This window comes from Ruminococcus sp. NK3A76, assembly GCF_000686125.1.
Taxonomy (GTDB): Bacteria; Bacillota; Clostridia; order Oscillospirales; family Ruminococcaceae; genus NK3A76.
This window is the reverse complement of record NZ_JMMA01000002.1, coordinates 2,634,145-2,660,223: the sequence shown is the minus strand read 5'-3', so window position 1 is coordinate 2,660,223 and position 26,079 is coordinate 2,634,145. Positions and strand designations below refer to the sequence as shown.

The window sequence follows — 26,079 nt, the reverse complement described above, 5'->3', positions numbered from 1 at the left end:
ATTCAAGGACTTTTTGTGCTGTAATTTTAAGAAATATGTGCATAAATATAGGATTTTTCGCTAATAGTCAACAGAATAAATAAACACCTTGGAAACGATTTGTGCATATAGCCAAATCTTAAAAAAGTGCTTGACAAAGCGGAGCTTATGGTGTATAATTGTATATGTTGTGAAACACACAATAAACAAATGGAAGCTTAGCTCAGCTGGGAGAGCATCTGCCTTACAAGCAGAGGGTCATAGGTTCGAGCCCTATAGTTTCCACCAAAATCCCTTTCACAGGGATTTTTTTAACGGGTATCCGGAAACTGCTATCCGTTATATGGCCGGGTAGTTCAGTTGGTTAGAACGCCAGCCTGTCACGCTGGAGGTCGTGGGTTCGAGCCCCATTCCGGTCGCCAATGCTTCTGTAGCTCAGTAGGTAGAGCAGGGGACTGAAAATCCCCGTGTCGATGGTTCGATTCCGTCCGGAAGCACCAAATATGCGGATTTAGCTCATCTGGTAGAGCGCCACCTTGCCAAGGTGGAGGTAGCGAGTTCGAGCCTCGTAATCCGCTCCACAAAAGCACAGCCGATCGACGTTATGCCGGTCGGCTGTTTTTGTATTGTGCTGCAAATCCAGTTAACAGTTAACAGTTTACAGTTAACAGTTGTGGTGTGCGCCGAGGGCACACGGTATGGCCATTCGGCCAGAGCCGCCGAAGGCGGCGAACCGAAGAGTCGAGGCAGCGCTTTAGCCGACAAGGTCGGCTCGAAAGCCCCTCGTGTACCCTATGGGAGCGAGAGTGCTCCCTTGAAGGAAAGTACCCGGACATTTCAGCTCAGGGCGAGAGCTTTGCTTTATCCTACGCTACGGATAGGGGGGCTTTCCGGTCGCCCCCCTGCTTCGGCTGCGCCTACGCCACCCCCTTCGGGTTCACCCCAATACACGAAGTGGAGGACGAAGACCGCCCGAATGGGCATAACGTCCTGCGTTAGCAGGTTCAATTCACTATTCATTCTTCACTATTCACTCTTCACTGAGCGCAGCGTTACCGGCCGAATGGCCATCTCATCGGCGTAAGCCGATACCTTAACTGTTAACTGTTAACTCATAACTGTTAACTGAAAACGCCGCCTGCGCATAAAAAGGCACTTTTGCCGATCTCTCAACAAAAGTGCCTGAATAAGGTCTGTTTATTGCGCCTGCGCTGTGGGCGGTGCTTTAAATATCATATTACTTCTTAGCGTCGGTAGGCTCAGTAGCAATGTTCTTGTTTTCCTTGTCGATGTAGTACTGAAGACCTGTCTCGTATGTCTCACGGCACTCTGTCCATGTGATCTGGTTGCCGCCGGAGATCATGGAAGCCTGAGATACGTTCTGCATTGTGGAGGATATGTCAGGCGATACGCCGTTCTGGAAGTCGAATACAGGGTGAGCAGCTGCCATATCGTAGAGAGTGTGTCTCATCTCGATCATCTCGTCTGTCCACTTGTAGTTGTCACGGAGCTGGTCGTCGCCGATCTTCTTGATGTCCTCGCTTGTGTCGCAGTACTTCTGAACTGCGCAGTAAGCTGCAAAGCCCTCGGGGTTGGGAGCGCCCATGCAGAGGTTGAAGCCGTGAACTCTGGAGGATACATAGTATGTATCGCCCTTCGGGTTTGTCGGCATAGGAACGAACATTATCTCGCCTGACGCAACATCGCCGTAGTTCTTGGTGTTCTCAGGATCAGCCTCGATGCCCCACAGACCCATAGGATAGAACAGTGTCTCGTGAGTTGCAAGGCCGTAGCCGTTGCCGTCGCCGCCTCTCGGAGCCCAGTTGTTCTCAGCTCTCGGGAATACGACATTGTTCTTCTGGAGGTTGTACATTCTCTCCTGTATCTCAAGGATAGCCGGGTCGCCTAAGTTCTGTACTACCTTGCCGTCCTTTAAGCCGATAAGCGGAACGCCGCAGGTCTCGGAGATAGCGTTGCCGTACCAGTAGCCGTCAAGAGCGTACTTCTGGTTGTCAGCATCTGTGAATGCAAGGCACATTTCCTCGAATGTATCCCAGTTCCACTCGCCCTTCTCAAAGAGATCCTTAGGCTGGTCAAGACCTGCCTCGTCAACGCAGGCTGTGTTGTAGATACAAGCGTAGTTAGGCTGAACGTTTATAACTGCTGTGTAGTGGCCGCCGTTGAAGTAGAATGCGTCGCAGGCGCTCTTTGAATCCTTCCAGAGGTCGGAGTCAAGGTCGATGTACTTGTCTATCGGCTGGAACATCGCTCTGATAGCGCCCATCGGGAATGTGTCCATATCATCAGCAGGGAACATATCAGGTGAGCTGCCTGCCATAACGTGCTTTGCAAGGTCATCGTATCTTGTGTTCCATGTTGACTGTACCCATGTCAGCTTGCCGCCGTACTTCTCTTCAAAGATGTAGATGTCAGCAGACTTTGACTGACCGTCAGAGGGGTTGATGTCGTAGTGGGAGAGCCACTTTACTTCCTTGTTCTCAAATTTAAGATCCGGCAGCGTCTCTGCGAACTTGTCGATTATCGCAGTCTGGTCTTCGGTAAGCTCGTGAACAGGGATAGAGCTTGACTCTGTCGAGCTGTCCTTGTTACCGCAGGCAGAAACGCTGAGGGCTGTGCTGAGTGCAAAAACACCGGCAAGAATACGCTTTGAAAGTTTCATGTTATGTTATCCTCCTTCAATTGTAATAAAAAACATTTTCTTTCGTTTGCATTTGTGTGCTCAAATGCCCGATATATGGGCATTTTGGCTTAATTCTGTATCACTATAATAACAAAAATCGCCGGGTTAGTCAATCAGCAGATTGCAATATAAAATGTTTATTATATTATGCACCTTTCACAAAGCTCTCACAAAAAACTTGTGTATTCGTTTTCAGTAAACGTTTTAACGAGATGTATTCTAACATATTAACAATAAATTTACCTCGACTTGCAGACCCTTGCCGCCGGTGACGTATATTCGCCGGTTTTGCATAAATGCACAGGCAGCGGCCGATGCTTGGCTGTGAGCAGCCGGGCGCTGCGATGCAGCCCGAATCGACTGTTGCACTGTTATACCCTTGCTAAATCTCAAAAAAGGTGTTATAATAGAGAATAGTTTAATTCTATATCATTTTTAGGAGAATGGCATTGAATAATAAGGAGCAGTTCAAAAGGATAATAAACCTCCTTGCATCTGCGGTCATAGTGACGATGTTCACCCTTGCTTTCAGCGAGGTGTGGAACAACTCCTATAACGAGTTCATGGAGGATCCGTTCTGGAAAAAAGGTAATATACTCTTAGTGCTTATATATGCAGTGCTCTATGTGTTCGTTTCGAGCTTTTTCGGGGCGTTCCACCTCGGGTATTATACCGAGCTCTCGCTTATCGGCTCGCAGGTCATAGGTACGCTGTCGGCAAATACAGTGACCTTCGTGATGATATCGCTTATCGGCCGAGGCAGACTTTCTGTCAGACCTATGCTCGCACTCACGGCGTTTGAGTTCTGTTTGCTCGTTCTGTGGGTGTATGTGTTCAGCGCATTGTTCGCAAGGCTCTACCCTCCACGGCGAATGGTCGTCGTCTACGGCAATAAGAACGCCGTCGAGCTCATCAAGAAAATGGGCAGAAGGGGAGATAAGTACGTTATCTGCGAGGCTGTCAGCTGCGAGGAAAGCTATGACGAGATAATCGACCGTATCAATGAGTACGACGCAGTCATCATCAACGATATCCCCCACGAGCTCAGGAGCGAGCTGCTCAAATACTGCCTTGATAAGTCTATCAGAGTTTATATCAACCCCAAGATATCAGATATAATCATCAGAGGCGCAGATGATTTCAATATGTTCGATACGCCGCTTCTTCTCAACCGTAACTCAGGCCTTAAGTTCGAGCAGAAGCTGATGAAGCGTATACTTGACCTTGTGCTGTCGGTGATAGGGCTCGTGATAGCGCTTCCCTTTATGCTCGTCACAGCGATAGCTATAAAGGCGTATGACGGAGGGCCTGTGCTCTACAAACAGAGAAGACTGACTATAGACGGCAGGAAGTTTGATGTTTATAAGTTCCGCAGTATGATAGTCGGCGCTGAGAAAAAGAGCGGCGCTGTGCTCGCTAAACAGAACGACAGCAGGATAACCCCTGTCGGCAAGCTCATCAGAAAGATACGCTTTGACGAGCTGCCGCAGCTTTTCAATATACTTATGGGCGATATGTCTTTCGTGGGGCCAAGACCCGAGCGGCCTGAGATAGCCGAGAAATATATGCAGACGATGCCCGAATTCAAATACCGCCTGAAGACAAAAGCCGGACTTACCGGTTATGCGCAGGTCATGGGTAAGTATAATACGACACCTTATGATAAACTTAAGATGGATCTTATGTATATCGAGAGACAGTCATTGCTGCTTGATATGAGGATAATACTTATGACGATAAAGACGGTGTTCACGCCGAGCGCAACTGAGGGCGTAAAGGAAGATAAGAAAGATAAGAAAGAAAAGAAAATAAAGACAGAAAAGAAAAGCACATAAGATGTACCCCGGAGAAAAGAAAACTCCGGGGTTTTTGCGTTACCGGGGGAGAATAAGGGGTAAAAAGGTTTTTTGTCAAACTTTTTTCCTCAAAAAAAGTTTGCAGGGTGTGGGGCTGGCCCCACATCGGCGGAGCCGACCGGGCGGCGAACACAGTGAAGAAACCGCACGCACTCCGAGCCTCAAAACCAATTCCGGAACGAATACTGTTCGCCGCCCACGCCGCAAACAGGTGAGCCGTGCCGAAGGCACGAAGCGACCGCATTTGCGGCCGCCGCCGAAGGCGGCATAAGAGGGGTCGAGGGGCGTGTGCGCCCCTCCCTGTACCCCCAGGGGAGCGAGAGAGTGGCCTTGAAGGAAAACCTCTCCCATAAAATAGCTTCAAGGGTAGTCTCTCACTTATCTTACGCTACGGTAGGGGGGCTTTCCGGTTGCCCCCCTGCTTCGGCTTCGCCTGCGCCACCCCCTTCGGGGATATCCTGACACTTACGACAAGGACGACGAAGAAGAAGACTACCCCTTCGGAATTGCCGTTCCTCGGTCACATATTGCCCGATATGGGGCTCGTCTGCTTGCGCTTCACAGCCAAGTTTCGCAAAGCGAAACTTGCAATAAGCGCCGTCAGGCGCACCTCAATTATGCATTATGCATTATGCATTATGCATTGAAAAAGCACCTGTTACCTGAAAAAGTGGGGCTTTGCGGTCGCCTCTGCACCCCCTTCGCTCCATATCTTCCAACTCGCCGCTTTCTGTACAAAATACTGTTCAGAAGCGACTTTTGTTAAGCCTTATGCTCCTTGTGATAAGAAAATTCAAAAAATCTGTACATTTTTTTCGACAAATAATTGACAAATCCGTTTCCTTGTGATATAATTAACAAGTAAATAAATATATTGATGGAGGAATCAATTATGTATGTAACTTGTCTTGACCTCGAAGGCGTATTGGTGCCTGAGATTTGGATAGCTTTCGCTGAGGAAACAGGTATCCCTGAGCTTAAGAGAACTACCCGTGATGAGCCTGACTACGATAAGCTCATGAACTACCGTATAGGTATCCTTAAAGAACACGGCCTGGGCCTTAAGGAGATACAGGAAACTATCGCTAAGATAGACCCTATGCCCGGCGCTAAGGAGTTTTTGGATGAGCTCAGAAGTATCTGCCAGGTGCTTATCCTTTCTGATACATTCGAGCAGTTCGCAGGCCCTCTTATGAAGAAGCTCGGCTACCCGACTATCTTCTGCAACAGCCTTGAAGTTGCTGATAACGGCGAGATAACAGGCTATAAGATGCGCTGCGAAAAGAGTAAGTATACGACCGTTAAGGCTCTCCAGTCGGCAGGCCTTGAGACTATAGCAAGCGGCGACAGCCATAACGACCTCGGTATGATCCAGGCAAGCAAGGCCGGCTTCCTTTTCAAGAGCACAGACGCTATCAAGGCTGAGTACCCTGATATCCCGGCTTACGAGACTTACGATGAGCTTCTTGCAGCTATCAAGAAGGAGCTTGTATAATCAATAATGCGACAGATGTGCGCTGTTTTCGACTCGTTTGGTATCGTGTTCATCGCACCGTTTGTGAGAAGAAAGATCATTTAAGATCCGTGCGGCGCAGCCGCACACCTTAACTGTTAACTGATAACTGTTCACTGTAAACTATATAAAGAAGTGGAGGCAATGCTATGAAATGCCCGTTTTGCGGATATGAGGATACAAAAGTAATAGATTCCCGTCCGAGTGAGGGGAAAAAGCGCCGCAGGCGTGAATGCAGCCAGTGCGGCAAGCGCTTTACGACCTACGAGGTCATAGAAAAGCCTGCACTTATGGTGGACAAGCGTGATGGCAGCTTTGAGCCGTTTGATCGGGAAAAGCTCATCAAGGGCATACAGAGCGCTATCAAAAAGCGTCCGGTAAGTGTTGACCAGCTCAACGAGCTTGTTGACAACATCGAGAACTACTACGCAAACCGTATGCTCACCGAGACTACGACCAGTGAGATAGGCGACAGAGTGCTCGCAGGCCTTAAGGAGCTCGACCTTGTGGCATACGTCCGCTTCGCCTCTGTTTACAAGGACTTCAACGACGTTGATTCCTTTGTACAGATAATCACAGAATTATCCGAAAAGTAATATACAGCAAAACGAAGACCGCTGATGCGAGAAAGATAACGCACAGCGGCCTTTTCATATAATGCATAATATAATGCATAATTAAGAATGCATAATGCAGGTGCGGCGCTTGGTCAGTTAACAGTTAACAGGTAACAGGTAACAGTTGTGGTGTCGGCTTACGCCGACGAGATGCCCATTCGGGCGTTCCTTTCCGACAGTATAGCGTAAGGCGACATTCCGAAGGGTCGAGGTGGCGCATGAGCCGACAAAGCCGGCTCGAAAGCCCCTCGTGTACCCCCTTGGTAACGAGAGCGTTCCCTTGAAGGAAAGCACCCTGACGTTTCAGCTCACGGCGAGAGCTTTGCTTATTCCTACGCTACGGTAGGGGGGCTTTCCGGTCGCCCCCCTGCTCCGGCTTCGCCTTCGCCACCCCCTTCGGACTTGCCTTTCCTCAGCTCCATATTGCCCGAATGGGCATAAGCGGCTTTGCCGCACCACAACTATTCACTATTCACTATTCACTCTTCACTCTTCACTGAGCGCAGCGTTCCTGGCCGAATGGCCATAAATCGGCGTAAGCCGACACCTCAACTGTTAACTGTAAACTGATAACTGTTAACTCCTAACTGTTATCTGTTGCCCACCGCCAGCTCTACCGCCTTGTATGCGCCGCCATAAACGCCGGCCTTGTCGGCGGCGATAATGCTCTCTCGCATGAAGCCTGTCAGCTCGTCGGTCTTCTGTAATGAACGCAGCATCGTCGTGATGTCTCTCGGGGTGTCGCATTCAAAGGTGCCGTCGCCTATCTCGGCAGCACGGATAGCACCCCACGCTTCGTGACCGCCTACACGCTTTATCATCAGCTTGGGCACGGGGTAGAAGGCAAGCTCGCTGGGCTTGGTTATCAGTACATCACAGGCACGCATCAGCAGATTTGTCGAGTAAACTGCTGCGAATATGTCCTTGTGGAAGAATATGTGTATGCCGCTCACATCACTGTCAAGCGCATTCTCTGCAAACTCGCTCGTCTCAGTAAAGTTGTCGTAGTGCTCGTGGATAAGACTGCCTATGTCAGGAAGCTGCTTTCTTATGTTTTCCCATGCGTCCTTGTGGTCGCCGAGGTTTACAAAGAGGGCGGCTTTGTTTTTCTTTATATAGGGGAGCAGCTGCCTTATGATAGATACGAATATCTCCTGCTGTGCGCCTGCACCGCCTATGGTGAGCAGGTATCTCTTTGCTTTGCCCGATGCTGCTCTGGCCTGCCTGCGTGCGTTGTCAGCACCGATGTTTGATACGAGCTCGTGGTCGATGTAGTGGCCTGTGTATTTAACGCTTCCCTCGGGCATGGGGCGCAGCAGGCGCTTTTTGTCCATGCCGCGCAGCACCTTGTAGCCCATGTATGAGCTCTGTGTCTGTACCGTGTGTATAGCCCCCTCCGACAGGTGCAGCGCCATAGGCCAGTTGTCGGGGATCGCATTGACAACATTTGTAAGCCCTGCGTGGACAGCCGCCTGTGCAGGCCATGCGTGTGCTGCGACAAAGGGAATGTCCTTCGGCAGGTCGGCGTACAGCCCGGTCATAAGGGAAGTCATCATCTGGTCGGAGCAGTTGTATGCAAGGCGGCGAAACAGCTCGGTGTTCACCGGCTCCCACACCAGCTTGTTGAAAAGAAAGCTCTTTTGCGAAATGCGTGAGCCGAGCGAATACAGCTCATTCTGCGCCGAGATAATGTTTGTAGCCGCCGTTCCCTCAAAGGAGTTTAGGTCGAGCCAGTAGGGGGTGTAGCCCATAGCGTGAGCCGCCGAAGCCAGAGCCATAGATATCCTGTAATGGCCGAAGCCCATTCTGATATTACCTATTATAACAGAGCTTGACTTGTCGATTTCAAGGGGCGAGTCACTCATCACAAGCGTTTTCACGCCGAGCGTGCTGCCGATAGTCGGGTTTTCCTCTGCTCTGAGGTGGTATATCTTCTCGCTGTCATCGCCGTGCTTTTTAGCGAGCTTTCGCTTGTTGCTCTCAGCCTTGCGGCAGTCCTTTTTGCTCATCTCGTTGCCAAAAATGTTTGTTGCGTCGTACATAGCAGTGCTCCTTTCTGATAACAGACATCCTGTTTGGGGACAGGTGATAATGAATGCATAATACTTTTTTAATGCATAATGCTTTTACAATGCATAATGCATAATTGTGGTGTCGGCTGGCGCCGACGGATGGCCATTCGGCCGTTCCGACCTGACGGTTTCAGCTAAATCGTAGGATATGCACCCGAAGGGGGTGAGCGGCAGCTTCGCTGACGCAGGGGGGCGACCGGAAAGCCCCCCTATTCGTAGCGTAGGAAAAAGCAAAGTTCTCGCCGTGAGCTGATATGTTCGGGTGCGTTCCTTCAAGGTCGCTTTCTCGCTCCCATAGGGTACACGAGGGGCTTTCCGGTCGCCCCTCGACCCTTCGGTTCGCCGCCTTCGGCGGCTCTGCCCGAATGGGCATTCGTCGGCGTAAGCCGACACCATACCTGTTACCTGTAACCTGTTACCTGTTACCTGAAATAGGGGGGGCTCTTGCGCCCTCAAACCCCTTCGGTTTGATGCGTTTTACCTAAAAAAATAGTTGCCGAGTTGACCGAGGTGTTAATTTTTTTCATAAACTCTTGACTTTTTCGGAAAAGTGTGATAGTATATATATCATACTGATAGTAAGTCTATCACAAAAAGGAGCGTTTGTCAAGTGGAATATAAAAAAATTATTGAAAATGCGAAAAATGACCGTATGAATGAAGCGGTAGAAGCGGCGGCAGAGCTCCTTTTGCAGGGCAATGTCGAGGATATCAAGATGACTGATATCGCTGAAAAATGCGGTATCGGCGTGGCCTCGCTCTACCGCTACTTCGGCACAAAGGGCGATATCGTCGCTAAGGCCGGCGCTGTGCTGTGGGGCAGGATAAGGGCGCTGTTCGACGGCGTGTTTGAAAGCCCCTATTTTTTAGATAAAAGCGGCTACGACAGGCTTTGCGAGCTGATGAAGGTCTTTCGGGTGCTCTATATCTCGCACCAGGATTTCCTGCGGTTTGTTGACAGCTTTGACCGCTTTGCAGTCAATGAAAAAATAAGCCCCGAGGCGCTCAGCGAGTATGAGAGGAGCGTGCTTGATTTCTATCCGCTCTTTGAAACAGCCTACCGTGACGGCGTTAAGGACGGCACGACAAAGCCTGATATCGACTTCGGGCTTGTGTATGTATCCGTCACCCACGCACTTATGCTCATGAGCGAGAAATTCTCCCGTGGCAAGGTGTTCGAGTCGGACGCCGGCGGCGAGCACGAGCTGCGGTTCATGGTGGATATGGCGCTTGCCTATATAAAGGCATAGCAGGGTAAGCTATTACAGGAGGTGTGCTATGAAAAAGGTAACAAATAAAGTTCTGTGGCAGTTTGCCATAGGCCAGCTCGGCTGGAGTATGCTCTCCGGTATCGTGTCAAACTGGCTGGTGTTTTTCTATATGCCCGAGAGCAGCGAAACAGATGCCGGGCAGAAGCTCTTTATCACGCAGGGAAGTATATTCTTAGGCCTAACCGTTATCGGCATCATCACCGCTATCGGCAGGCTCTTTGATGCTGTGACAGACCCGTATATCGCATCAAAGTCAGACAGATGCAGGCATAAGGACGGCAGGCGCATACCCTTTATGAGAGCTATCGCCGTGCCATTTGCGGCAGTCACAGTGCTGATATTTGTCTCCCCGGTAAGCGAAGTCTCGTGGGTAAATAACGGTATGCTGCTTGTGACACTGCTGCTTTTCTACCTCTTTATGACTATCTACTGCACCCCGTATAACGCCCTGCTCCCCGAGCTTGGCAAAGACCCCAAGGACAGGATAAATGTCTCGACCTACATTTCCGTAACATTCTTTATGGGTACTGCATTTTCCTACCTTGTCCCCAATATCGCAGGCTTTTTCCGTGACAGTGTTGGGTATGCAAATTCCTTCCGTATAACTATCGGTATCCTCGCAGCAGTCGCAGCTGTTTGTATGCTCGTGCCTGTGTTCACCATAAAGGAAAGCGACTATGCCGACACCACCCCCTCCGAGACACCTGCCTTTGCCTCCCTTGCAAAGACATTCTCGAATAAGGAGTTTCGCAAGTTCGTCTATTCGGATATCTTCTACTGGGTGGCACTCACTATGTTCCAGACGGGGCTGTCATTCTATATCACTACCCTTATCGGCCTTGATGCAGACAAGACCTTTATCCTCTTTGCAACGATGACCGCTATGAGCCTTGTGTTCTACGCCCCCGTAAATATCCTGGCCAAAAAGCTCGGCAAGAAAAAGCTCGTTATAAGCGCATTTATATTCTTCAGCCTTGTGTTCCTGTTCACGGCATTTGCCGGCAAGCTCGGCCTGCCTAAAATGGTCAACGGCCTTATGATAGCGATATTTGCATCTATCCCGATGGCAGTGCTCGGTATCCTGCCGCAGGCTATCGTTGCAGACGTTGCGCAGGCTGACGGCATAAAGACAGGTGAAAGCAGAGAGGGTATGTTCTTTGCAGCACGCACCTTTGCCATGAAAATGGGTCAGGCGCTCGCTATGGTGCTTTTTACATCAATAAAGGGCATAGGCGAGAACGGCTTCGGGCTTCGTATAACAGCAGCCGCAGCCGCAGCGCTCTGCCTTATCGGCGGCCTTATCCTCGGTGCATACGATGAGAGGAAGGTCACAGGCGTGATAGCAGAGGGCGCACAGCAGAAAACGGAGGAGCAGTAAAATGAAACAGCTTACAGATTTTTATGCAACTGTCCGCATAGGCGATATGAGCTATCAGTTCTCCGACAGGATAGTCACAGAGGATTTTGATGCAAGGCTCGTTTGTGAGGGCGAGAGGGTGAGCCTTTTTGTGACCCCGAAGACTGACGGCGAGGGGATAGCCTTCGACACGCTCGCAATAACCGCCAGAGCGCATATCACCGAGCATGACCGTGTGTTTATAAACGGCTATCAATCGTGGACGGACAGCCGTGAATACGAGATACATGAAAAAATGACAGGTATCGACCATATCCCCAAAGCGCTCGTGCGAAGATATAACTTCGATAAATACGGCGACTATAACTTCACCTCATACTCAGGCAGGGCAGGGGATTTTCACGGCTACAGCTACGGTTATATAAGAGAGGAGAGCACCTTTCAGCTTTTCGGCTCTCTCAATGAGCGTGACGGCTTTACGCTGATAAGAGTTCTGTCCTCAGACGGCGAGGTCAGCTTCGAGAAAGACTGTGAGGGCAGGCGCTACACTGGCAGCTTCACAGCTCTTGACATAGCCGTTATCACCGGCAGCGAGGGTGAAGTATTTGACCGCTTCTTTGAGCTTTCAAAGATAAAGTGCCGTGATGCCAGACCTATATCCGGCTACACGAGCTGGTACCGCCACTATCAGGACATCACCGAGGAAAAGCTGCTGTTTGATCTTGAAGGAGTGTCTGCGCAGGGCGGCATGGATATATTCCAGATAGACGACGGCTTCCAAAAGGGGGTCGGCGACTGGCTGAAGGTAAATGCCGAAAAATTCCCCCACGGCATGAAGTATGTCTGCGACAGGATACACGAAAAAGGCCTTATGGCAGGGCTGTGGCTCGCACCGTTCGTCTGCGAGCGAAACTCCTATATCTACCGCCGCAGAAAGGATATGCTGCTTAAGGATAAAAACGGCGCACCCGTTCCTGCCGGCTGCAACTGGTCAGGCTCATTTGCGCTCGATATCTACGACCCCGATGTGCAGGAGTATCTTGAAAAGGTATTTGACACGGTGCTTAATAAATGGGGCTTTGACATGGTCAAGCTCGATTTTCTGTACGCTGCCTGCATTATCCCTCACGGCGGCAAGACCCGTGGCGAGGTGATGAATGACGCTATGCAGCTGCTTCGCCGCCTGTGCGGTGACAAGCTGATACTCGGCTGCGGCGTGCCGCTCGCATCGGCCTTCGGCGTGGTCGATTACTGCCGCATCGGCTGCGATGTCGGGCTTAGCTGGAACGACAATATGCTCATGCAGCTGACCCACAGAGAACGTGTGTCAACAAAGAATTCCATGCTGAACACCATATTCCGCCGCCAGCTCGACAAGCGTGCATTCCTGAACGACCCTGATGTTTTCCTGCTGCGTGACGAGGGCAACAGCCTGTCAAATATACAGAAGCAATCACTTGCGATAGTAAATGACCTTTTCGGCAGCGTATATTTCACATCTGACGATATCTCCGCCTACAGCGACAAGCAAAAGCGTGTTCTCGCTCTTGCTAAGAGCCTTCGTGGCTGCAAGCATGGCGATGTGGATACAGAAGACGGAACAGTGACCTTTACATACCTGCGAAACGGCAAAAAGACCACCGCCGAGCTTTCCCCCACAGGAGGGATACACAAAAGCAGGTAACAGGTCACAGGTAACAGGTAACAGGTAAGGTGTCGTGTCTTATCGGCAAAGCCGATAAGAAGAAAGTTTTGCTATGCAAAACATTTCCCTGCGGCGGACGTATCTAAAAAAAATAGCCTCCGGGACACGAATGATGATCCACGGAGGCTTATTGTTTTCAGGAATAGCTTATGCTGCATTGCCCGAATGGGCATAAGCGCCCGTAAGGGCGCACATTACCTGTTACCTGTTACCTGTTACTTGTTACCTGTTAACGGTATTCTGCCAAAAGGTATGGTTTTTTATGTGTCGTATATCCTTTCCAAGGCGTTTTTGTCTTTTTCCATGTGTATCGCCCTCTCGTATAGTGCTGTTATACCACGTTTTCGCCCTTTTGGTCAATGTAAATTTATTGTGTACCCACTCTTTCCAAAATGAAATTTCCTTGACATCAACTTGCAAATATAGTATAATTATAGTATATTTATTACGGAAGGAATGTTGTATCATGGGACTTACACTTACCGAGAAGATACTTAAGGCTCACGTTGTAGACGGCGAGTTCAAAAAAGGAAACGAAATAGGCATAAGGATAGACCAGACCCTCACTCAGGACGCTACAGGCACAATGGCTTACCTCGAATTCGAGGCTATCGGCGTTCCGAGAGTAAAGACAGAGCGCTCTGTCGCTTATATAGACCATAACACCCTCCAGTCGGGCTTTGAGAACGCTGACGACCACCGCTTCATAGGCTCCGTAGCCAAGAAGCACGGTATCTATTTCTCACGCCCCGGCAACGGCATCTGCCACCAGGTACACCTTGAAAGATTCGGTATACCCGGCAAGACGCTTATCGGCTCTGACAGCCATACCCCCACAGGCGGCGGTATCGGTATGATAGCTATAGGTGCAGGCGGCCTTGACGTTGCAGTTGCAATGGGCGGCGGTGCTTACTATATCACATACCCCAAGATCGTCAAGGTAAACCTCACAGGCAAGCTCTCCCCCTGGGTGGCTGCAAAGGACGTTATCCTTGAAGTATTAAGAAGAATGTCCGTCAAGGGCGGTGTCGGCAAGGTAATAGAATACTGCGGCGAGGGTGTCAAGACACTCACCGTTCCCGAGAGAGCAACTATAACAAACATGGGCGCAGAGCTTGGCGCTACAACATCTATATTCCCCTCTGACGAGACAACGCTTGAATTCCTTAAGGCTCAGGACAGAGCTGATGCATGGACAGAGCTTAAGGCAGATGACGATGCAGTATACGACGAGGAGATAGATATCGACCTTTCCGCTATCGTTCCTATGGCAGCCTGCCCCCACAGCCCTGACAATGTAAAGACAGTCGCTGAGATAGGCAAGTTAAAGGTTGACCAGGTATGTATCGGCTCCTGCACAAACTCCAGCTTTATGGATATGATGAAGGTAGCATATATACTTAAGGGCAAGACTGTTGACCCGAGCGTGTCGCTCGCTATCGCTCCCGGCTCTAAGCAGGTGCTCAATATGATAGCTTCAAACGGCGCACTTGCAGCAATGATAGATGCAGGCGCAAGAATACTCGAATCTGCCTGCGGCCCCTGCATAGGCATGGGTCAGTCACCCAACTCAGGCGGTGTGTCCTTAAGAACATTCAACCGTAACTTCGAGGGCAGGTCGGGCACAAAGGACGGCCAGATATACCTCGTATCTCCCGAAATGGCTGCACTCTCCGCACTCACGGGCTATCTGACAGACCCGAGAGAATTAGGTGATATGCCTAAGTTCGAGATGCCCAAGCAGTTTACGATAAACGATAATATGGTAGAGCCCCCGGCAGCTGAGGCAGAAATGGACAGCGTGGAGATACTCCGTGGCCCCAATATCAAGCCCTACCCTGAGACAGCTCCGCTCGTTGACAACATCGAGTGCAAGGTGTCTCTTAAGGTCGAGGATAATATCACTACCGACCACATCATGCCGGCAGGCGCAAAGATACTCCCTCTGCGCTCGAATATCCCTGCTATCTCGCAGCACTGCTTCACAGTATGCGATGAGGACTTCCCGAGAAGAGCCAAGAACCTCGGCAAGTCTATCATAGTCGGCGGCCAGAACTACGGCCAGGGCAGCTCCCGTGAGCACGCAGCACTTGCTCCTCTCTACCTCGGCATCAAGGCAGTAGTTGTCAAGAGCTTTGCAAGAATACACAGAGCAAACCTTATAAACGCAGGCATTCTCCCCCTCACATTCGTCAACGAAGCTGACTACGACAAGATAGACCAGGGCGACGAGATAGCTCTTGAAAATGTCAGAGCTGACATCGAGGCAGGCAAGACAGAGCTTACCCTCAAGGACAAGACAAAGGGCATAGAGATACCCGTTCTCTGCGAGCTCACAGGCAGAACAAAGGATATCATCCTTGCAGGCGGATTGCTTGATTACACAAGAGAGAGCCTTAAGTAATGTACATAAGAGACTACAACGACCGTGATGAAGAGTTTCACGACCGCCACCTGCCCGGCACGGGCACGGGGCTTGCTTTAGTGGCGCTGGTGTTCCCGGAGCTGATAAAGCTTCACAAAAACCATATCTATCTGCCCTTTTTTATAGCGCTTGCCGGGTTTGTTCTCGGCATAGTGCTGCACTATGATCTGATATATAAAAGGCTTGAAAAGAAATATAACAATAAGCGCAAAACGGTCTTTGTTTCCGACGGGCTAAGTATACTTTTCTTTATCATAGCCTGCGTGATACTTTTTGTGAGGCTTAAGGTGTTGGGCTGACCCCGTAAAGGAGGTTAATATGGACGATTATGCTCCCATATTCATAGCACTTGACAAATCGCTTAAAATTATCTTTGCTGCTTCGGCTGTTTTGCTTTTGATCCTCATAGTCATAGTTATCAGGATAGTAAAGCTATCAAAAGCAAAAAAGACAGATGATAAGCCTTCAAAACCCGCAATCAGGGCAGCAGCGATAGCCTGCTATGTGATAATAGCGCTGTTGATAACAAGCCCCTTCTGGATAGGCCTTACGCCGATTATGGACTGGCTTAAGGAGATAGTTTAAAGGAGTTGAGATTATGCCGCTTGCTGAAAAAAAGAAATATACGGCAGAGGAATACTTTGCAAAGACTCAGGATACCAATGAGCATACAGAGCTTATCGACGGTGAGATAGTGGCGCTTGCTGCGCCTGATGAGCTGCATTTTGACATCAGCTTTTCCGTGTGTTCAATGCTCAGGGATTTTATAAGCAAAAATGGCGGCAGCTGCAAGCCTTTTATGGCGCCGTTCGATGTTGTGCTTGATGAATACAATGTCGTTCAGCCTGATATTTTTGTAGTATGTGACGCTGATAAGCGTGACGGCAAAAGGATAAACGGTGCGCCGGATCTTGTTATCGAGGTGGTGTCGTCAAACCGCTCGGACGATTATGTAAGAAAGCTCGCTCTTTATAAAGAAAGCGGCGTGCGTGAATATTGGATAATCGACCCGAAGTTTGAAAGAACGCTCGTGTATGACTTCGATAACGGTGATTATCCGCAGATATATCCCTTTTCGCAGGATATACCGGTAGGCATCTATAAAGGCGTGCTGACCGTCAATGTAGCGAAACTCTTATCGTAATTAAATTTTTGGAGGATAGATATATGTCAAAAATTCAGATGAAGACACCCTTAGTTGAGATGGACGGAGATGAGATGACCAGAATTATCTGGCAGGAGATAAAGGATATCCTTCTCACCCCGTATATCGACCTTAAGACAGAGTATTATGATCTTGGCCTTGTTCACAGAAACGAGACTGACGACCAGGTAACTATCGACTCGGCAAACGCTACCAAGAAATACGGCGTAGCTGTAAAGTGTGCAACTATCACACCGAATGCCGCAAGAATGCCTGAGTATAACCTTAAGGAGATGTGGAAGTCGCCTAACGGCACAATAAGAGCAATGCTCGACGGCACAGTCTTCCGCACACCTATACTTGTCAAGGGCATCACCCCCTATATCCCTACATGGACAAAGCCTATCACTATCGCACGTCACGCTTACGGCGATGTGTATAAGAACGTCGAGATGAAGTGCCCCAAGGGCTCAAAGGCAGAGCTCGTGCTCACAGATGCCGAGGGCAATGTTTCCAGGGAGCAGATATTTGACTTCAAGGACACAGCAGGCATTATCCAGGGTCTTCACAACAGAGAGGACTCTATAGGCTCATTTGCAAGGGCTTGCTTCAACTACGCTCTTGACTGCAAGAAGGACGTATGGTTCGCTACAAAGGACACTATCTCCAAGAAGTACGACCACACATTCAAGGATATCTTTGCTGAGATATTCGAGAACGAGTACAAGGAAAAGTTTGCCGAGGCAGGCATCGAGTATTTCTACACTCTCATAGACGACGCAGTTGCAAGAGTTATCCGCTCTGAGGGCGGCTATATCTGGGCTTGCAAGAACTACGACGGCGACGTTATGTCCGACATGGTAGCTACAGCCTACGGCTCGCTTGCTATGATGACATCTGTTCTCGTTTCTCCTGACGGCGTTTACGAGTACGAGGCAGCACACGGCACAGTTCAGCGCCACTACTACAAGCACCTCAAGGGCGAGGAGACCTCCACAAACTCCGTAGCTACGCTCTTTGCATGGACAGGCGCTCTGCGCAAGAGAGGCGAGCTCGATGAGCTTCCCGAGCTTATGGCGTTTGCTGACAAGCTGGAAAAGGCAACTATCCAGACTATCGAAAACGGCGTTATGACAGGTGACCTCTACCTGCTCTCAAAGCTCGAAAACAAGCAGAAGGTCAACACAGAGGACTTCCTCAAAGCAGTTGACGAGAGACTCAAAGCACTCTTATGATCAGTTAACAGGTAACAGGTAACAGGTAACAGTTAAGGTATCGCCCTGCGGGCGATGGTTATTAAGGCAACACCGCACGAAGATTGTGCGCAAATTGCGCAGTCAGCTTTTTCGTCAGATTGCACAGATTTTCCGAAGGAATACTACCGTATTTCAAGGAAAAAATGTGTAATATGACGGAAAAGATGCAAGTAAGTTGCGTACAAAGCCTTCAGGCGGTCTTTGTGCGGTGTTGCCTTAAAAATACTGCCCCCGAAGTTTGCTAAAAACTCGGGGGCTTTGTGTTTATTCGCTACAAGGATAAATCGGAATTTGCAGCGGCAATGCACTGCTGCGAAGGGTCGAGGCGGCGCATAAGCCGTCTGCACGGCCTGAAAGCCCCCCACTAAAAACCCCTCTCCAAAACAGGAGAGGGGAGTGTTATCACTTGTTGTTTGCGCCGTCATCATTGCCCAGCGTGTGAGTTACGCCGTATGTGAGTGTCAGCAGCGAGTCGCCTAAGTGTACGTTCTCGACCACGATGCCCTCGTAATCAATGCTCAGGTCGTAGTGTGAGAAGTTCCAGAAGGCCTTTACGCCAAGACTTACAAGCAGCTCTGCGACAGCCTGCGTGCTTGCCTTGGGTATGCACAGCACAGCCACCTCGGGCTTGTAGGTGCGGCAGAAGAATTCAAGCTCGTCTATGTGGCGCACGGTAGTCTGAGCGACGACCTTGCCGGCGACATTCTTGTTTGCATCGAATATGCCTATGAGCTGGCAGCCCCTTGTCTCGAAATTGATGTGCGAAGCTATTGCACGGCCTAAGTTGCCTGCGCCGATAAGAATAGTATTGTATTTCTTGTCAACGCCGAGTATCTTGCCTATCTGCTCGTGCAGGTCGGAAACATTATAGCCGTAGCCCTGCTGGCCGAAGCCGCCGAAGCAGTTAAGATCCTGCCTTATCTGTGAAGCGGTCAGCTTCATGAGCGATGCGAGCTCCCTTGAAGATATCCTCTCGACCTTCTGCTTCATAAGCTCGCCTAAAAACCTGTAATAACGGGGCAATCTCTTGATCACCGATGCTGAGACCTCACCGTTTTTATTCATTACTCTCACCTCGGAATAGTATGATAGAATGATAAATTTTTGTCAATATTATTTTATCACTTTTTTTGCCTTTTGTCAAGAGCAAGGCAACTAAGAATGCAGAATTAAGAATGCATAATGCATAATTGTGGTGCGGCTGCGCCGCTTATGCCCATTCGGGCAGAAACGCTGCGCTCAGTGAATAGTGAATAGTGAAGAATGAATAGTGAATAGTAATGGTGCGGCTTACGCCGCTTATGGCCATTCGGCCGTGTTTGTCAGACGATTTCAGCTATGTCGCAGGACTTGCCAACCCGAAGGGGGTGAGCGGCAGCTCCGCTGCCGCAGGGGGGCGACCGGAAAGCCCCCCTACCTGTAGCGTAGGAATAAGCCAACCGTTCCCCTTTAGCTAATTAGTGGGGTCAGCTTATCTTCAAGGGTACGCTCTCGTCCTCAGGGGCTACACCGAGGGGCTTTCCGGTCGCCCCTCGACCCTTCGGACGCACGTCCCACGGCATAGCTGAAATCGTCCGACTGACAGGCCGAATGGCCATCTGCGCCGTCAGGCGCACCTTAACTGTTAACTGTTAACTGTAACCTGTTACCTGTTACCTGTTAACTGTTAACTGTTACCTGAAAACGCCGTCTGCGTATACAAAAAGGCACTTATGCCGTCTGACATAAGTGCCTTGTATCATAGCTTTATTGCGCCTGCGCTTGTTATCAGCTTACTGCTGTTACAGTGTACTTGTCCTTGGAGAAGTGATAATCGTCCTCAAAGAACTTGGTGTAATCGCCGAGCTTCTTCTTGCAAGCGTAGCAGTTGATGTAGTTGTTTGTGAGCATGAGCTCGCCGTTAGCCTTTACGAGGTTGTAGCCGTAGAAGAGAACGTGTGCTTCATACTTCTTGTTCTTCTTGTCTGTGATAGTTACCTTGTAGATCCTTGCGAGCTTGGAATTCTCGTCGTAATCCTTAGCGGACATCTCCTTGGCAGTTACAAGGTATGTCTTTTCGAGCTCGAAATCGCTCCAGCTCTTGGGGTCTTCAGAAAGTGTAACATCGCCGATGTATCTTGAATCCTTCTTGTTCTCCTTGAAGTTTTCAAGAGCCTCTGTGAAGTAAGCCTCGCTTTCCTTGTTAAGGTCGCCTACGTCGTCCTTCTTTGTGATAAGAACAGGCACCATATCCTCTGTAAGGGTTATGTTGTAGATGTAGTAGCCGTCGCTGTCAGCCGAGCCCTTGAGCTTGTAGCCAAGATCCTTAAGGTTGCTGTAGGGGTAAACCTTGATCTCAACGGAATCGCCTACGTTGTACTCCTTGTCCCAAGAATAGTCGAAGGAGAGTGAATCAGCGATCTCAGGTGTAAGACCGTCCTTGTTTATCTTGCTGATCTTGTAAGGGCCAACGCCGGAGAACTCTACCTTGATGTCAGCTGTAGGATCATACTCGGAGAGCTCCTTAAGGCCGGAAACATCATATTCCTTTGTGAGGCTCTCGCCGCTCTTGTAGCCGTAATCGTAGTAGTTGTCTTCCTTTGTCTTGATGTAGTAAACGTCGCCGTCGTCGTCAGAATAGTTGCCGTAAACGTAAGCCTCTACCTTTACCTTGTCGCCGTTCTTGAGGTTGTCGTTGTAGTCTGCTCTGCCGAAGCTGATGTAATCCTTGAGCTCGTCCGGAATGTCAGCCTTTGTCTCTACAGAGTAGGAACCGAAGCCGTCAAAACCGTCAAACTTGACCTCGCAGTAATCAAATACGTCGATAGTCTTTACTTCGTTAAGGCCTTCTACCTCAACCTCGAACTCAGTGTTCTCGAGCTTGATGCCTGCCTTCTTGAACTCGTCCTCGTCGAAATCAACAGTAACTGTTACTGTGTCGCCGTTGGAGAGCTTGTCTTCGTCGGAAAGGTCGAAGCTGATGTTCCTGAGCTCGCCGTCCTTCTTGGTGTCCATGATGACTTCCTGCATATCCTTGGCTTCCTTCTTGCTGTCTGCCTTGGAGTATGCGCCGAGAAGTCTGTCCTTGTAGTCCTCGTCATCGCTTGTAACAAGGAAGTCGCTGCCCTTCTTTACCTCGGACTCGCCGCTTTCCTTGTCGTATTCCTCGTGGTCGGTGTTGAGCATTGCAACGGCAGTTCCCTTTCCGTCCATGCCCTTGAATTCAACTCTTACGAGATCCTTTGCGTCTATCGTCTGATACTTTGTAAGGTTGTGTATGATAACGATAGCCACGATAACAACTACGAGCACCGCACCTGCTATTATGATAAGATTCTTCTTGCCTGCAAGAGCTGCTGCTGCGCCGCCGCCCTGCTTGGGCTGAGGAACAGCCGAAGGAACAGCCCCGTTACCGCCGGCAGGCAGATCGTTGGGTGCGCCGCAGGCACCGCAAAAGGTCTCGTTATCACCGAGTGCGTTGCCGCAAGCCTGACAATATCTCTGTGCCATTTAATAATACCTCCATAATAAAACTTGTTTAAATAATTAAACACATTTATATTATAATATGGTATTAATATTTTGTCAATCACCCAAATGCACGAATTTACGCACTTTGCGCCAGTATATTTTAATACTATTAACAAACTAAAATGCAATGATCCGGCAACAAAGCCTTAAGGCAACACCGCCGCCCGGCATTATATCACAGCAGCGAGTAAAGATAAGGCGTTTCGTTCTCGCACATGATCCTGGTGCTTGTCTTGATAAGCTCGCCTGACCGTGTGAATTCATCAAGGCTCTTTGCACACTTAAGCTCTGTAAAAAGGCGTGATATGTCGTTTAGCTCCTCAGTGTTCTCGGCAAAGGATATGCTCCTGTAATACTCCTGCCACTGACTTGTAAGCTCCGTCACCAGCTTGTCCGGGAAAGCCCCGTCAAGGCGGTACTGGTCTATCGCTTTGTCTATCCCTGTACTTAAGCTCTCGCCGCCGCTCCTGACCCTTACAAGCGAGAAAAACGCCACCGCTACCACCGCCATAAGGATAAATATGCAAAAATAAACTCTTTTCATAAAGATACCTCCTGTTACTTACCGCCGTAGGGGACTATCGTGTATTTTCCGCCCCTGTCGGCTGTCATCAAAAACACCTGCGACAAACGCCTGCTCTCCTTTTTTAGCACCCTGTCGAGCCACTGCCTGTCAAAGCCGAGACTTTTTAGCGCAGGCTCTATTATGCTGCCGCACTCGATTATCAGCACCGGCGGCGGAGAGGGCGGTGTGTCAAGCCCTAAGTCCTGCGCCGTGGGCGGCTGGGAGCGTTTTTTGAGAAAGACGGATATCGCCCCTGTAGTCTCGACTACAGCCTGCTCGACCTCTGATATGTCAAACACCCCCTGCGCCCTCAGCCCTTCGAGCAGGTCGTCAGCCGTGAAGCGCAGCTCACTCAGAAGCTCGGGCTTCAGCTTGCCGCCTTCAATTATTATCTTAGGCGAGCCTGAGACTATCCTGCGTATGCGCCTGCTTTTTAGCGTCACGGCCGACATTATCACATCAAGGCTCACAAGTGTGAGAATAGGCACTATCCCCATAGACATAGGTATAGATATGTCCTCTATCGGCAGGGTGGCTATGTTTGATACAAGAATAGTCACCACAAGCTCGCTCGGCTGCAGCTCGCCTATCTGCCGCTTGCCCATCAGCCGCACTGAAAAGATTATCATAAGGTATAATACGACCGAGCGAATGAACACTATCAGCATTTTTTACTGCTCCTTTTTTGCCTGATAGGAATATTATCTTGCTTTTTGCCCAGAATATACACAGATCAAAGCAAAAGGAGCAAGCTATGGACAGCACAAAAAACGCATTTCCGCCGTCGGTCAGGTCGGCACTTGATATGATAAAAGACCTCACAGGCGGCACCTGCGAGCTCAATACTGCGACCTACCATGTCGCCGGGAAAGAGGTCGCCGTGATATCCGCTGAAGGGCTGTCAGGGGCGCTCATGCAAAGCGAGATGCTTAACAGCGCCTTTATCACAGCCGCCGCTCAGCCTGTAAAAAGCGGCGACGAGCTTATCGACCTTATCTTCGGCACACTGCTCGTTTCCCCTGACAAGACGCTGATAACGCTCATAGACGACGGGCTGATAAGACTTTTCTCAGGCTATACGCTGATAATAGCCGACGGCAGCTCCCGTGTGATAGCCTTTGGCACGCAGATGTTTGCATCACGCAGCGTGTCAAACCCTGTCTCCGACCAGACGGTCTACGGCCCTCAGGAGGCTTTTACGGAAAACGTCCGTGTCAGCATCACACTTGTGCGGAGAAGGCTCAAAACGCCCAGACTGCGCTTTGAGATGCTAAGGGCAGGCAAACTTTCAAAGACAGACGTGTGCATCGCCTATATAAAGGGGCGTGCAAGCGAAAGGGCTGTAAGTAAGCTCCGCTCACGGATAAACAGCATAAGGCTTGACGCCGTGCTTTCAAGCGGATATGTCCGCCCGTTTGTGGAAAAGGGCTACCCTAATACGCTCTTTTGCCCCTCACGCCTGACCGAGCGCCCCGACACAGTCTGCACAGCCCTCACCGAGGGCAGGATAGCGATACTTATCGACGGCACGCCCTTTGCGATGATCGTACCCACCCTCTTTTCAGAAGCCTTCCTCACCCCCGACGACCTTGCAGGCAAGCCTGTCTATGTGTCGTTTATCAGGTGGCTCAAATACCTCGCATTCTTCCTCGCAACGCTTTTCCCGGGTCTGTATGCAGCGGCAGTCTTCGAGCCGGAGAGCTTTGCTTTCAAACTGCTTTTGAACCTCTACTCCGCCGAGGAATCCTCCCAGTTCCCCCTCGGTGTCGAGGTGATAATAATAACCCTCCTGCTTGAAGTGCTGAAGGAAGCAGGCATCAGGCTGCCAAAGGCTGTCGGCAGTGCCGTGTCGATAGTCGGCGGCCTTATTATCGGCGACGCTGCCGTCAAGTGCGGAATAATCTCAGCGCCGCTGCTTATCCTTGTTGGGCTTACGGCTACATCGTCGTTCGTTATCCCCGAGCTTTCGCAGCAGACCTCTGTTATGAGGATAGTGTTTATCCTCGCAGGCTCGCTTGCAGGAATGTATGGGCTTGCCTGTGCGCTGCTGCTCATGCTTGCAAATATCTGCGCTATGGACGAGCTCTCGCTCTGCTACACAAGCCCCGTGATACCGCTCGATAAGCGCCGTCTGACCAGCGTTTTCTGGCAAAAGCCCCCTGCCGGAGGTGCCGCCGATGACTGATAAAAGCAAAAGCCCCCTGCCGCCGCTGCTCGCGCTCTCCCTGCTGCCTGCTATGTCGCTGCTTGGAGAAAGTGCAGGCAATTATGTCTTTTTCACCATAGGTGTCATGCTCTCGCTGCTGCCGGAGGCGCTGCTGCTCGGCATTTTAAATGCGCTCATAAAAAAGCCTGCCAAGGCTCAGGGGCGCATCACCCGGCTGTTTTTTGCAGTGTCGGCGGTGTATTTTCTTGCCGTTACCGTGTATGCCGTGTCAGAGCTTGTGAGCATAAGCGGCTTTCTCTCGCATCACAGGATAGGCGCTGCGCTGATAAGCGTTTTGCTGCTTCTTTCAGGGGCTTATATCTCATCGCTCTCGCAGGGGGCGCAGTACAGGCTGTCTGCCGCTGTGCTCATCATCACCCTCTCGCTCTTTGCCGCCGCAGCACTTATGGCGATAAAAAACGGCAGCGCATTAAATCTTCACCTCTCATCGCCCACGCCGGCTGACGATATGCTAAAAGGCCTTGCCTCGGGTGCAGCACTTATGACGCTCGATGTGTATTACCCGGTGAGCCGTATCTCGGTACGCTGCGAAAGGCTTGATGTTTTGAAGTTTGCCGCCCTCAAAGCGGCGGTGCTCCTGCTTTTTACGCTGCCTGTGATATATGTGCTGGGCGAGCATATCCACTATTCAAAAATGCCTGCCTACGACCTTGCGGCGTTTTCAAAAAGCGTGCTGATAGAGCGCTTCAACGGGCTGTATACGCTTATACTCACCCTCTCGGCGGCTGTTATGGCAGCGCTTGGCATGAGCACGGTCAGGGTGTGTGTTATAGGCATCGCAAAAAGAAAAGAGGTCACAAATGAAACGGCTTAATGTATTACTGCTGCTGATACTCCTGTCAGTGCTGCTCATATCCGGCGGCAGGACGCCCAGCATAACCGACAGCAGCATAGTCCACGCAATAGGCGTTGACAGGTCAGACGAGGGCTATCTTGTCACACTACAGATATTCAAGCCCGAGGCCGCCGGGGCAGACACGCCGATAGATATAAGCAAGGCGAATTTCAAAAACATCTCCGCCGCAGGCAAGGATATGCAGGAGTGCCTTTACAAGCTCTCGGGCAGGGCAGGCAGCGAGCTGTTTTTAGGGCATATGCAGCTGCTCGTGCTGGGGAAGGATATAGAGATAGGCGATATCAGCGAGCTCGTGTCGCCGCTTCGTGATGACAAGAGCATCTACTCCGGGCTTTATCTTGCCTGCGCCGAAAACGCCGGCGAGACGGTCTCTTTCCCGATAAAGGAAAACGCCGTGACCGCCGAGAACTACCGCCTCATAATAGAAAACGCCGCCGCAAGGGGCAGCGCATTTTCTGCAAGGCTTATTGATATAGACAACGTCCTCGGCGAGTGCGGCGCTCTTGCTATGCCGTATCTTGAGATAGAGGGCGAAAAGGGTAAACAGAGCCTTGATGTGACAGGCAGCGTGATACTGAGCAGCCACGGCTTTGAAGGGGATATCATCACGCCTGACGAGTGCTCCTGCCTCTCTCTTCTGTGCAGGACGTATACCGGCCTTACCCTGCCGCACGAGCTGCATTTGTCTTCGGGGCTTGTGCCGCTGTCGGATATCAGCAGGGATATATGCTTTTCCAAGCAAAGCGGCAGGCTTTGCTGCGATATCACGCTCACAGCAACAGCCGGCGAGCGCCTGACTGACCCTGAGGGGGTGTCTGCCGGGCTTTCGGAAAAGCTGAGCCGTCTGCTTGATAAATACCTCAAAGACCGTGATGCCGATGCAGTAAGGCTCTTTGAGCAGCTGCGCCTGAGAGAGCCGGCACTCTTTGCCAGGAATAAAAGCCGACTGTATCAGCTCTATGACGATACCCAGTTCAGCGTGCAGTGCGATATCCTCAAATCTTGACACAGTGCCCTCTTTATGCT

General features: G+C 50.3%; 20 protein-coding genes and 4 tRNA genes. 18 read left to right on the top strand and 6 right to left on the bottom strand.

What is annotated here, in order from left to right:
* The first annotated feature begins 191 nt into the window (after positions 1-191).
* The 4 genes from CD05_RS0112405 (at position 192) to CD05_RS0112390 (ending at position 560) form a co-directional block, all read left to right on the top strand.
* Positions 192-267 (top strand) — tRNA-Val (locus CD05_RS0112405).
* Between the two features lie 57 nt (positions 268-324).
* A tRNA-Asp gene (locus CD05_RS0112400) sits at positions 325-401 on the top strand.
* 2 nt (positions 402-403) lie between these two features.
* Positions 404-479, top strand: a tRNA-Phe gene (locus tag CD05_RS0112395).
* A 5-nt stretch (positions 480-484) separates the two neighbouring features.
* A tRNA-Gly gene (locus CD05_RS0112390) sits at positions 485-560 on the top strand.
* A gap of 656 nt (positions 561-1,216) precedes the next feature.
* Here CD05_RS0112390 and CD05_RS0112385 read toward each other — a convergent pair.
* Complete coding sequence (locus CD05_RS0112385) at positions 1,217-2,659, bottom strand: extracellular solute-binding protein (RefSeq protein ID WP_028510761.1); 1,443 nt, start codon at positions 2,657-2,659, stop codon at positions 1,217-1,219.
* A 470-nt stretch (positions 2,660-3,129) separates the two neighbouring features.
* Between CD05_RS0112385 and CD05_RS0112380 the strand changes: the two genes are divergently transcribed.
* From CD05_RS0112380 to nrdR, 3 genes are all read left to right on the top strand, one after another.
* Positions 3,130-4,515 carry a sugar transferase gene (locus tag CD05_RS0112380; RefSeq protein ID WP_242841264.1) on the top strand — a complete coding sequence of 462 codons (1,386 nt, stop codon included), beginning with the start codon at positions 3,130-3,132 and terminating at the stop codon, positions 4,513-4,515.
* Between the two features lie 913 nt (positions 4,516-5,428).
* A complete protein-coding gene (thrH, locus tag CD05_RS0112375; RefSeq protein ID WP_028510759.1) occupies positions 5,429-6,031 on the top strand; it encodes a bifunctional phosphoserine phosphatase/homoserine phosphotransferase ThrH in 603 nt (200 codons plus the stop codon).
* A 167-nt stretch (positions 6,032-6,198) separates the two neighbouring features.
* Complete coding sequence (gene nrdR, locus CD05_RS0112370; protein WP_028510758.1) at positions 6,199-6,645, top strand: transcriptional regulator NrdR; 447 nt, start codon at positions 6,199-6,201, stop codon at positions 6,643-6,645.
* 611 nt (positions 6,646-7,256) lie between these two features.
* On the opposite strand, the gene CD05_RS0112365 is transcribed toward nrdR, so the two are convergent.
* Positions 7,257-8,708, bottom strand: coding sequence for a hypothetical protein (locus tag CD05_RS0112365; protein WP_028510757.1), 1,452 nt, complete (start codon positions 8,706-8,708; stop codon positions 7,257-7,259).
* Positions 8,709-9,348: 640 nt separating this feature from the next.
* On the opposite strand from CD05_RS0112365, the gene CD05_RS0112360 reads away from it, so the two are divergent.
* The 8 genes from CD05_RS0112360 to CD05_RS0112320 all read left to right on the top strand — a co-directional run bounded on the left by CD05_RS0112360 (position 9,349) and on the right by CD05_RS0112320 (position 17,874).
* Positions 9,349-9,987: a TetR/AcrR family transcriptional regulator gene (locus CD05_RS0112360; protein ID WP_028510756.1), complete on the top strand. Its 639-nt coding sequence runs from the start codon at positions 9,349-9,351 to the stop codon at positions 9,985-9,987.
* 28 nt (positions 9,988-10,015) lie between these two features.
* Complete coding sequence (locus tag CD05_RS0112355) at positions 10,016-11,386, top strand: MFS transporter (protein WP_028510755.1); 1,371 nt, start codon at positions 10,016-10,018, stop codon at positions 11,384-11,386.
* A gap of 1 nt (position 11,387) precedes the next feature.
* Positions 11,388-13,049 carry a glycoside hydrolase family 36 protein gene (locus CD05_RS18565; RefSeq protein ID WP_051588995.1) on the top strand — a complete coding sequence of 554 codons (1,662 nt, stop codon included), beginning with the start codon at positions 11,388-11,390 and terminating at the stop codon, positions 13,047-13,049.
* Between the two features lie 487 nt (positions 13,050-13,536).
* Complete coding sequence (locus tag CD05_RS0112340) at positions 13,537-15,474, top strand: aconitate hydratase (RefSeq protein WP_028510753.1); 1,938 nt, start codon at positions 13,537-13,539, stop codon at positions 15,472-15,474.
* Entirely contained in the window at positions 15,474-15,794 is a 321-nt protein-coding gene (locus tag CD05_RS0112335; protein WP_028510752.1) for a hypothetical protein, read from the top strand. Before CD05_RS0112340 ends, CD05_RS0112335 begins: the two co-directional genes overlap by 1 nt.
* A gap of 19 nt (positions 15,795-15,813) precedes the next feature.
* Positions 15,814-16,080: a hypothetical protein gene (locus CD05_RS0112330; protein WP_028510751.1), complete on the top strand. Its 267-nt coding sequence runs from the start codon at positions 15,814-15,816 to the stop codon at positions 16,078-16,080.
* Between the two features lie 13 nt (positions 16,081-16,093).
* A complete protein-coding gene (locus CD05_RS0112325; protein WP_028510750.1) occupies positions 16,094-16,639 on the top strand; it encodes a Uma2 family endonuclease in 546 nt (181 codons plus the stop codon).
* Positions 16,640-16,662: 23 nt separating this feature from the next.
* Positions 16,663-17,874: an NADP-dependent isocitrate dehydrogenase gene (locus CD05_RS0112320; protein WP_028510749.1), complete on the top strand. Its 1,212-nt coding sequence runs from the start codon at positions 16,663-16,665 to the stop codon at positions 17,872-17,874.
* A gap of 423 nt (positions 17,875-18,297) precedes the next feature.
* Here CD05_RS0112320 and CD05_RS0112310 read toward each other — a convergent pair whose 3' ends face one another.
* The 4 genes from CD05_RS0112310 to CD05_RS0112295 all read right to left on the bottom strand — a co-directional run bounded on the left by CD05_RS0112310 (position 18,298) and on the right by CD05_RS0112295 (position 22,638).
* Positions 18,298-18,960, bottom strand: coding sequence for a redox-sensing transcriptional repressor Rex (locus CD05_RS0112310; protein ID WP_028510747.1), 663 nt, complete (start codon positions 18,958-18,960; stop codon positions 18,298-18,300).
* Between the two features lie 702 nt (positions 18,961-19,662).
* Entirely contained in the window at positions 19,663-21,384 is a 1,722-nt protein-coding gene (locus CD05_RS0112305; RefSeq protein WP_028510746.1) for a zinc ribbon domain-containing protein, read from the bottom strand.
* 196 nt (positions 21,385-21,580) lie between these two features.
* Positions 21,581-21,949: a DUF4363 family protein gene (locus tag CD05_RS0112300; protein WP_028510745.1), complete on the bottom strand. Its 369-nt coding sequence runs from the start codon at positions 21,947-21,949 to the stop codon at positions 21,581-21,583.
* Between the two features lie 14 nt (positions 21,950-21,963).
* Positions 21,964-22,638: a DUF421 domain-containing protein gene (locus CD05_RS0112295; RefSeq protein WP_028510744.1), complete on the bottom strand. Its 675-nt coding sequence runs from the start codon at positions 22,636-22,638 to the stop codon at positions 21,964-21,966.
* An 86-nt stretch (positions 22,639-22,724) separates the two neighbouring features.
* Here CD05_RS0112295 and CD05_RS18560 point away from each other — a divergent pair, with 86 nt between their 5' ends.
* From CD05_RS18560 to CD05_RS0112280, 3 genes are read left to right on the top strand one after another with little or no spacing between them, the layout of a single operon-like run.
* A complete protein-coding gene (locus CD05_RS18560) occupies positions 22,725-24,155 on the top strand; it encodes a spore germination protein (protein ID WP_156947473.1) in 1,431 nt (476 codons plus the stop codon).
* A complete protein-coding gene (locus CD05_RS0112285) occupies positions 24,148-25,011 on the top strand; it encodes a hypothetical protein (RefSeq protein WP_028510743.1) in 864 nt (287 codons plus the stop codon). The genes CD05_RS18560 and CD05_RS0112285 overlap by 8 nt, the downstream gene beginning before the upstream one ends.
* Positions 24,998-26,059: a hypothetical protein gene (locus CD05_RS0112280; protein WP_028510742.1), complete on the top strand. Its 1,062-nt coding sequence runs from the start codon at positions 24,998-25,000 to the stop codon at positions 26,057-26,059. The genes CD05_RS0112285 and CD05_RS0112280 overlap by 14 nt, the downstream gene beginning before the upstream one ends.
* Positions 26,060-26,079 lie beyond the last annotated feature (20 nt).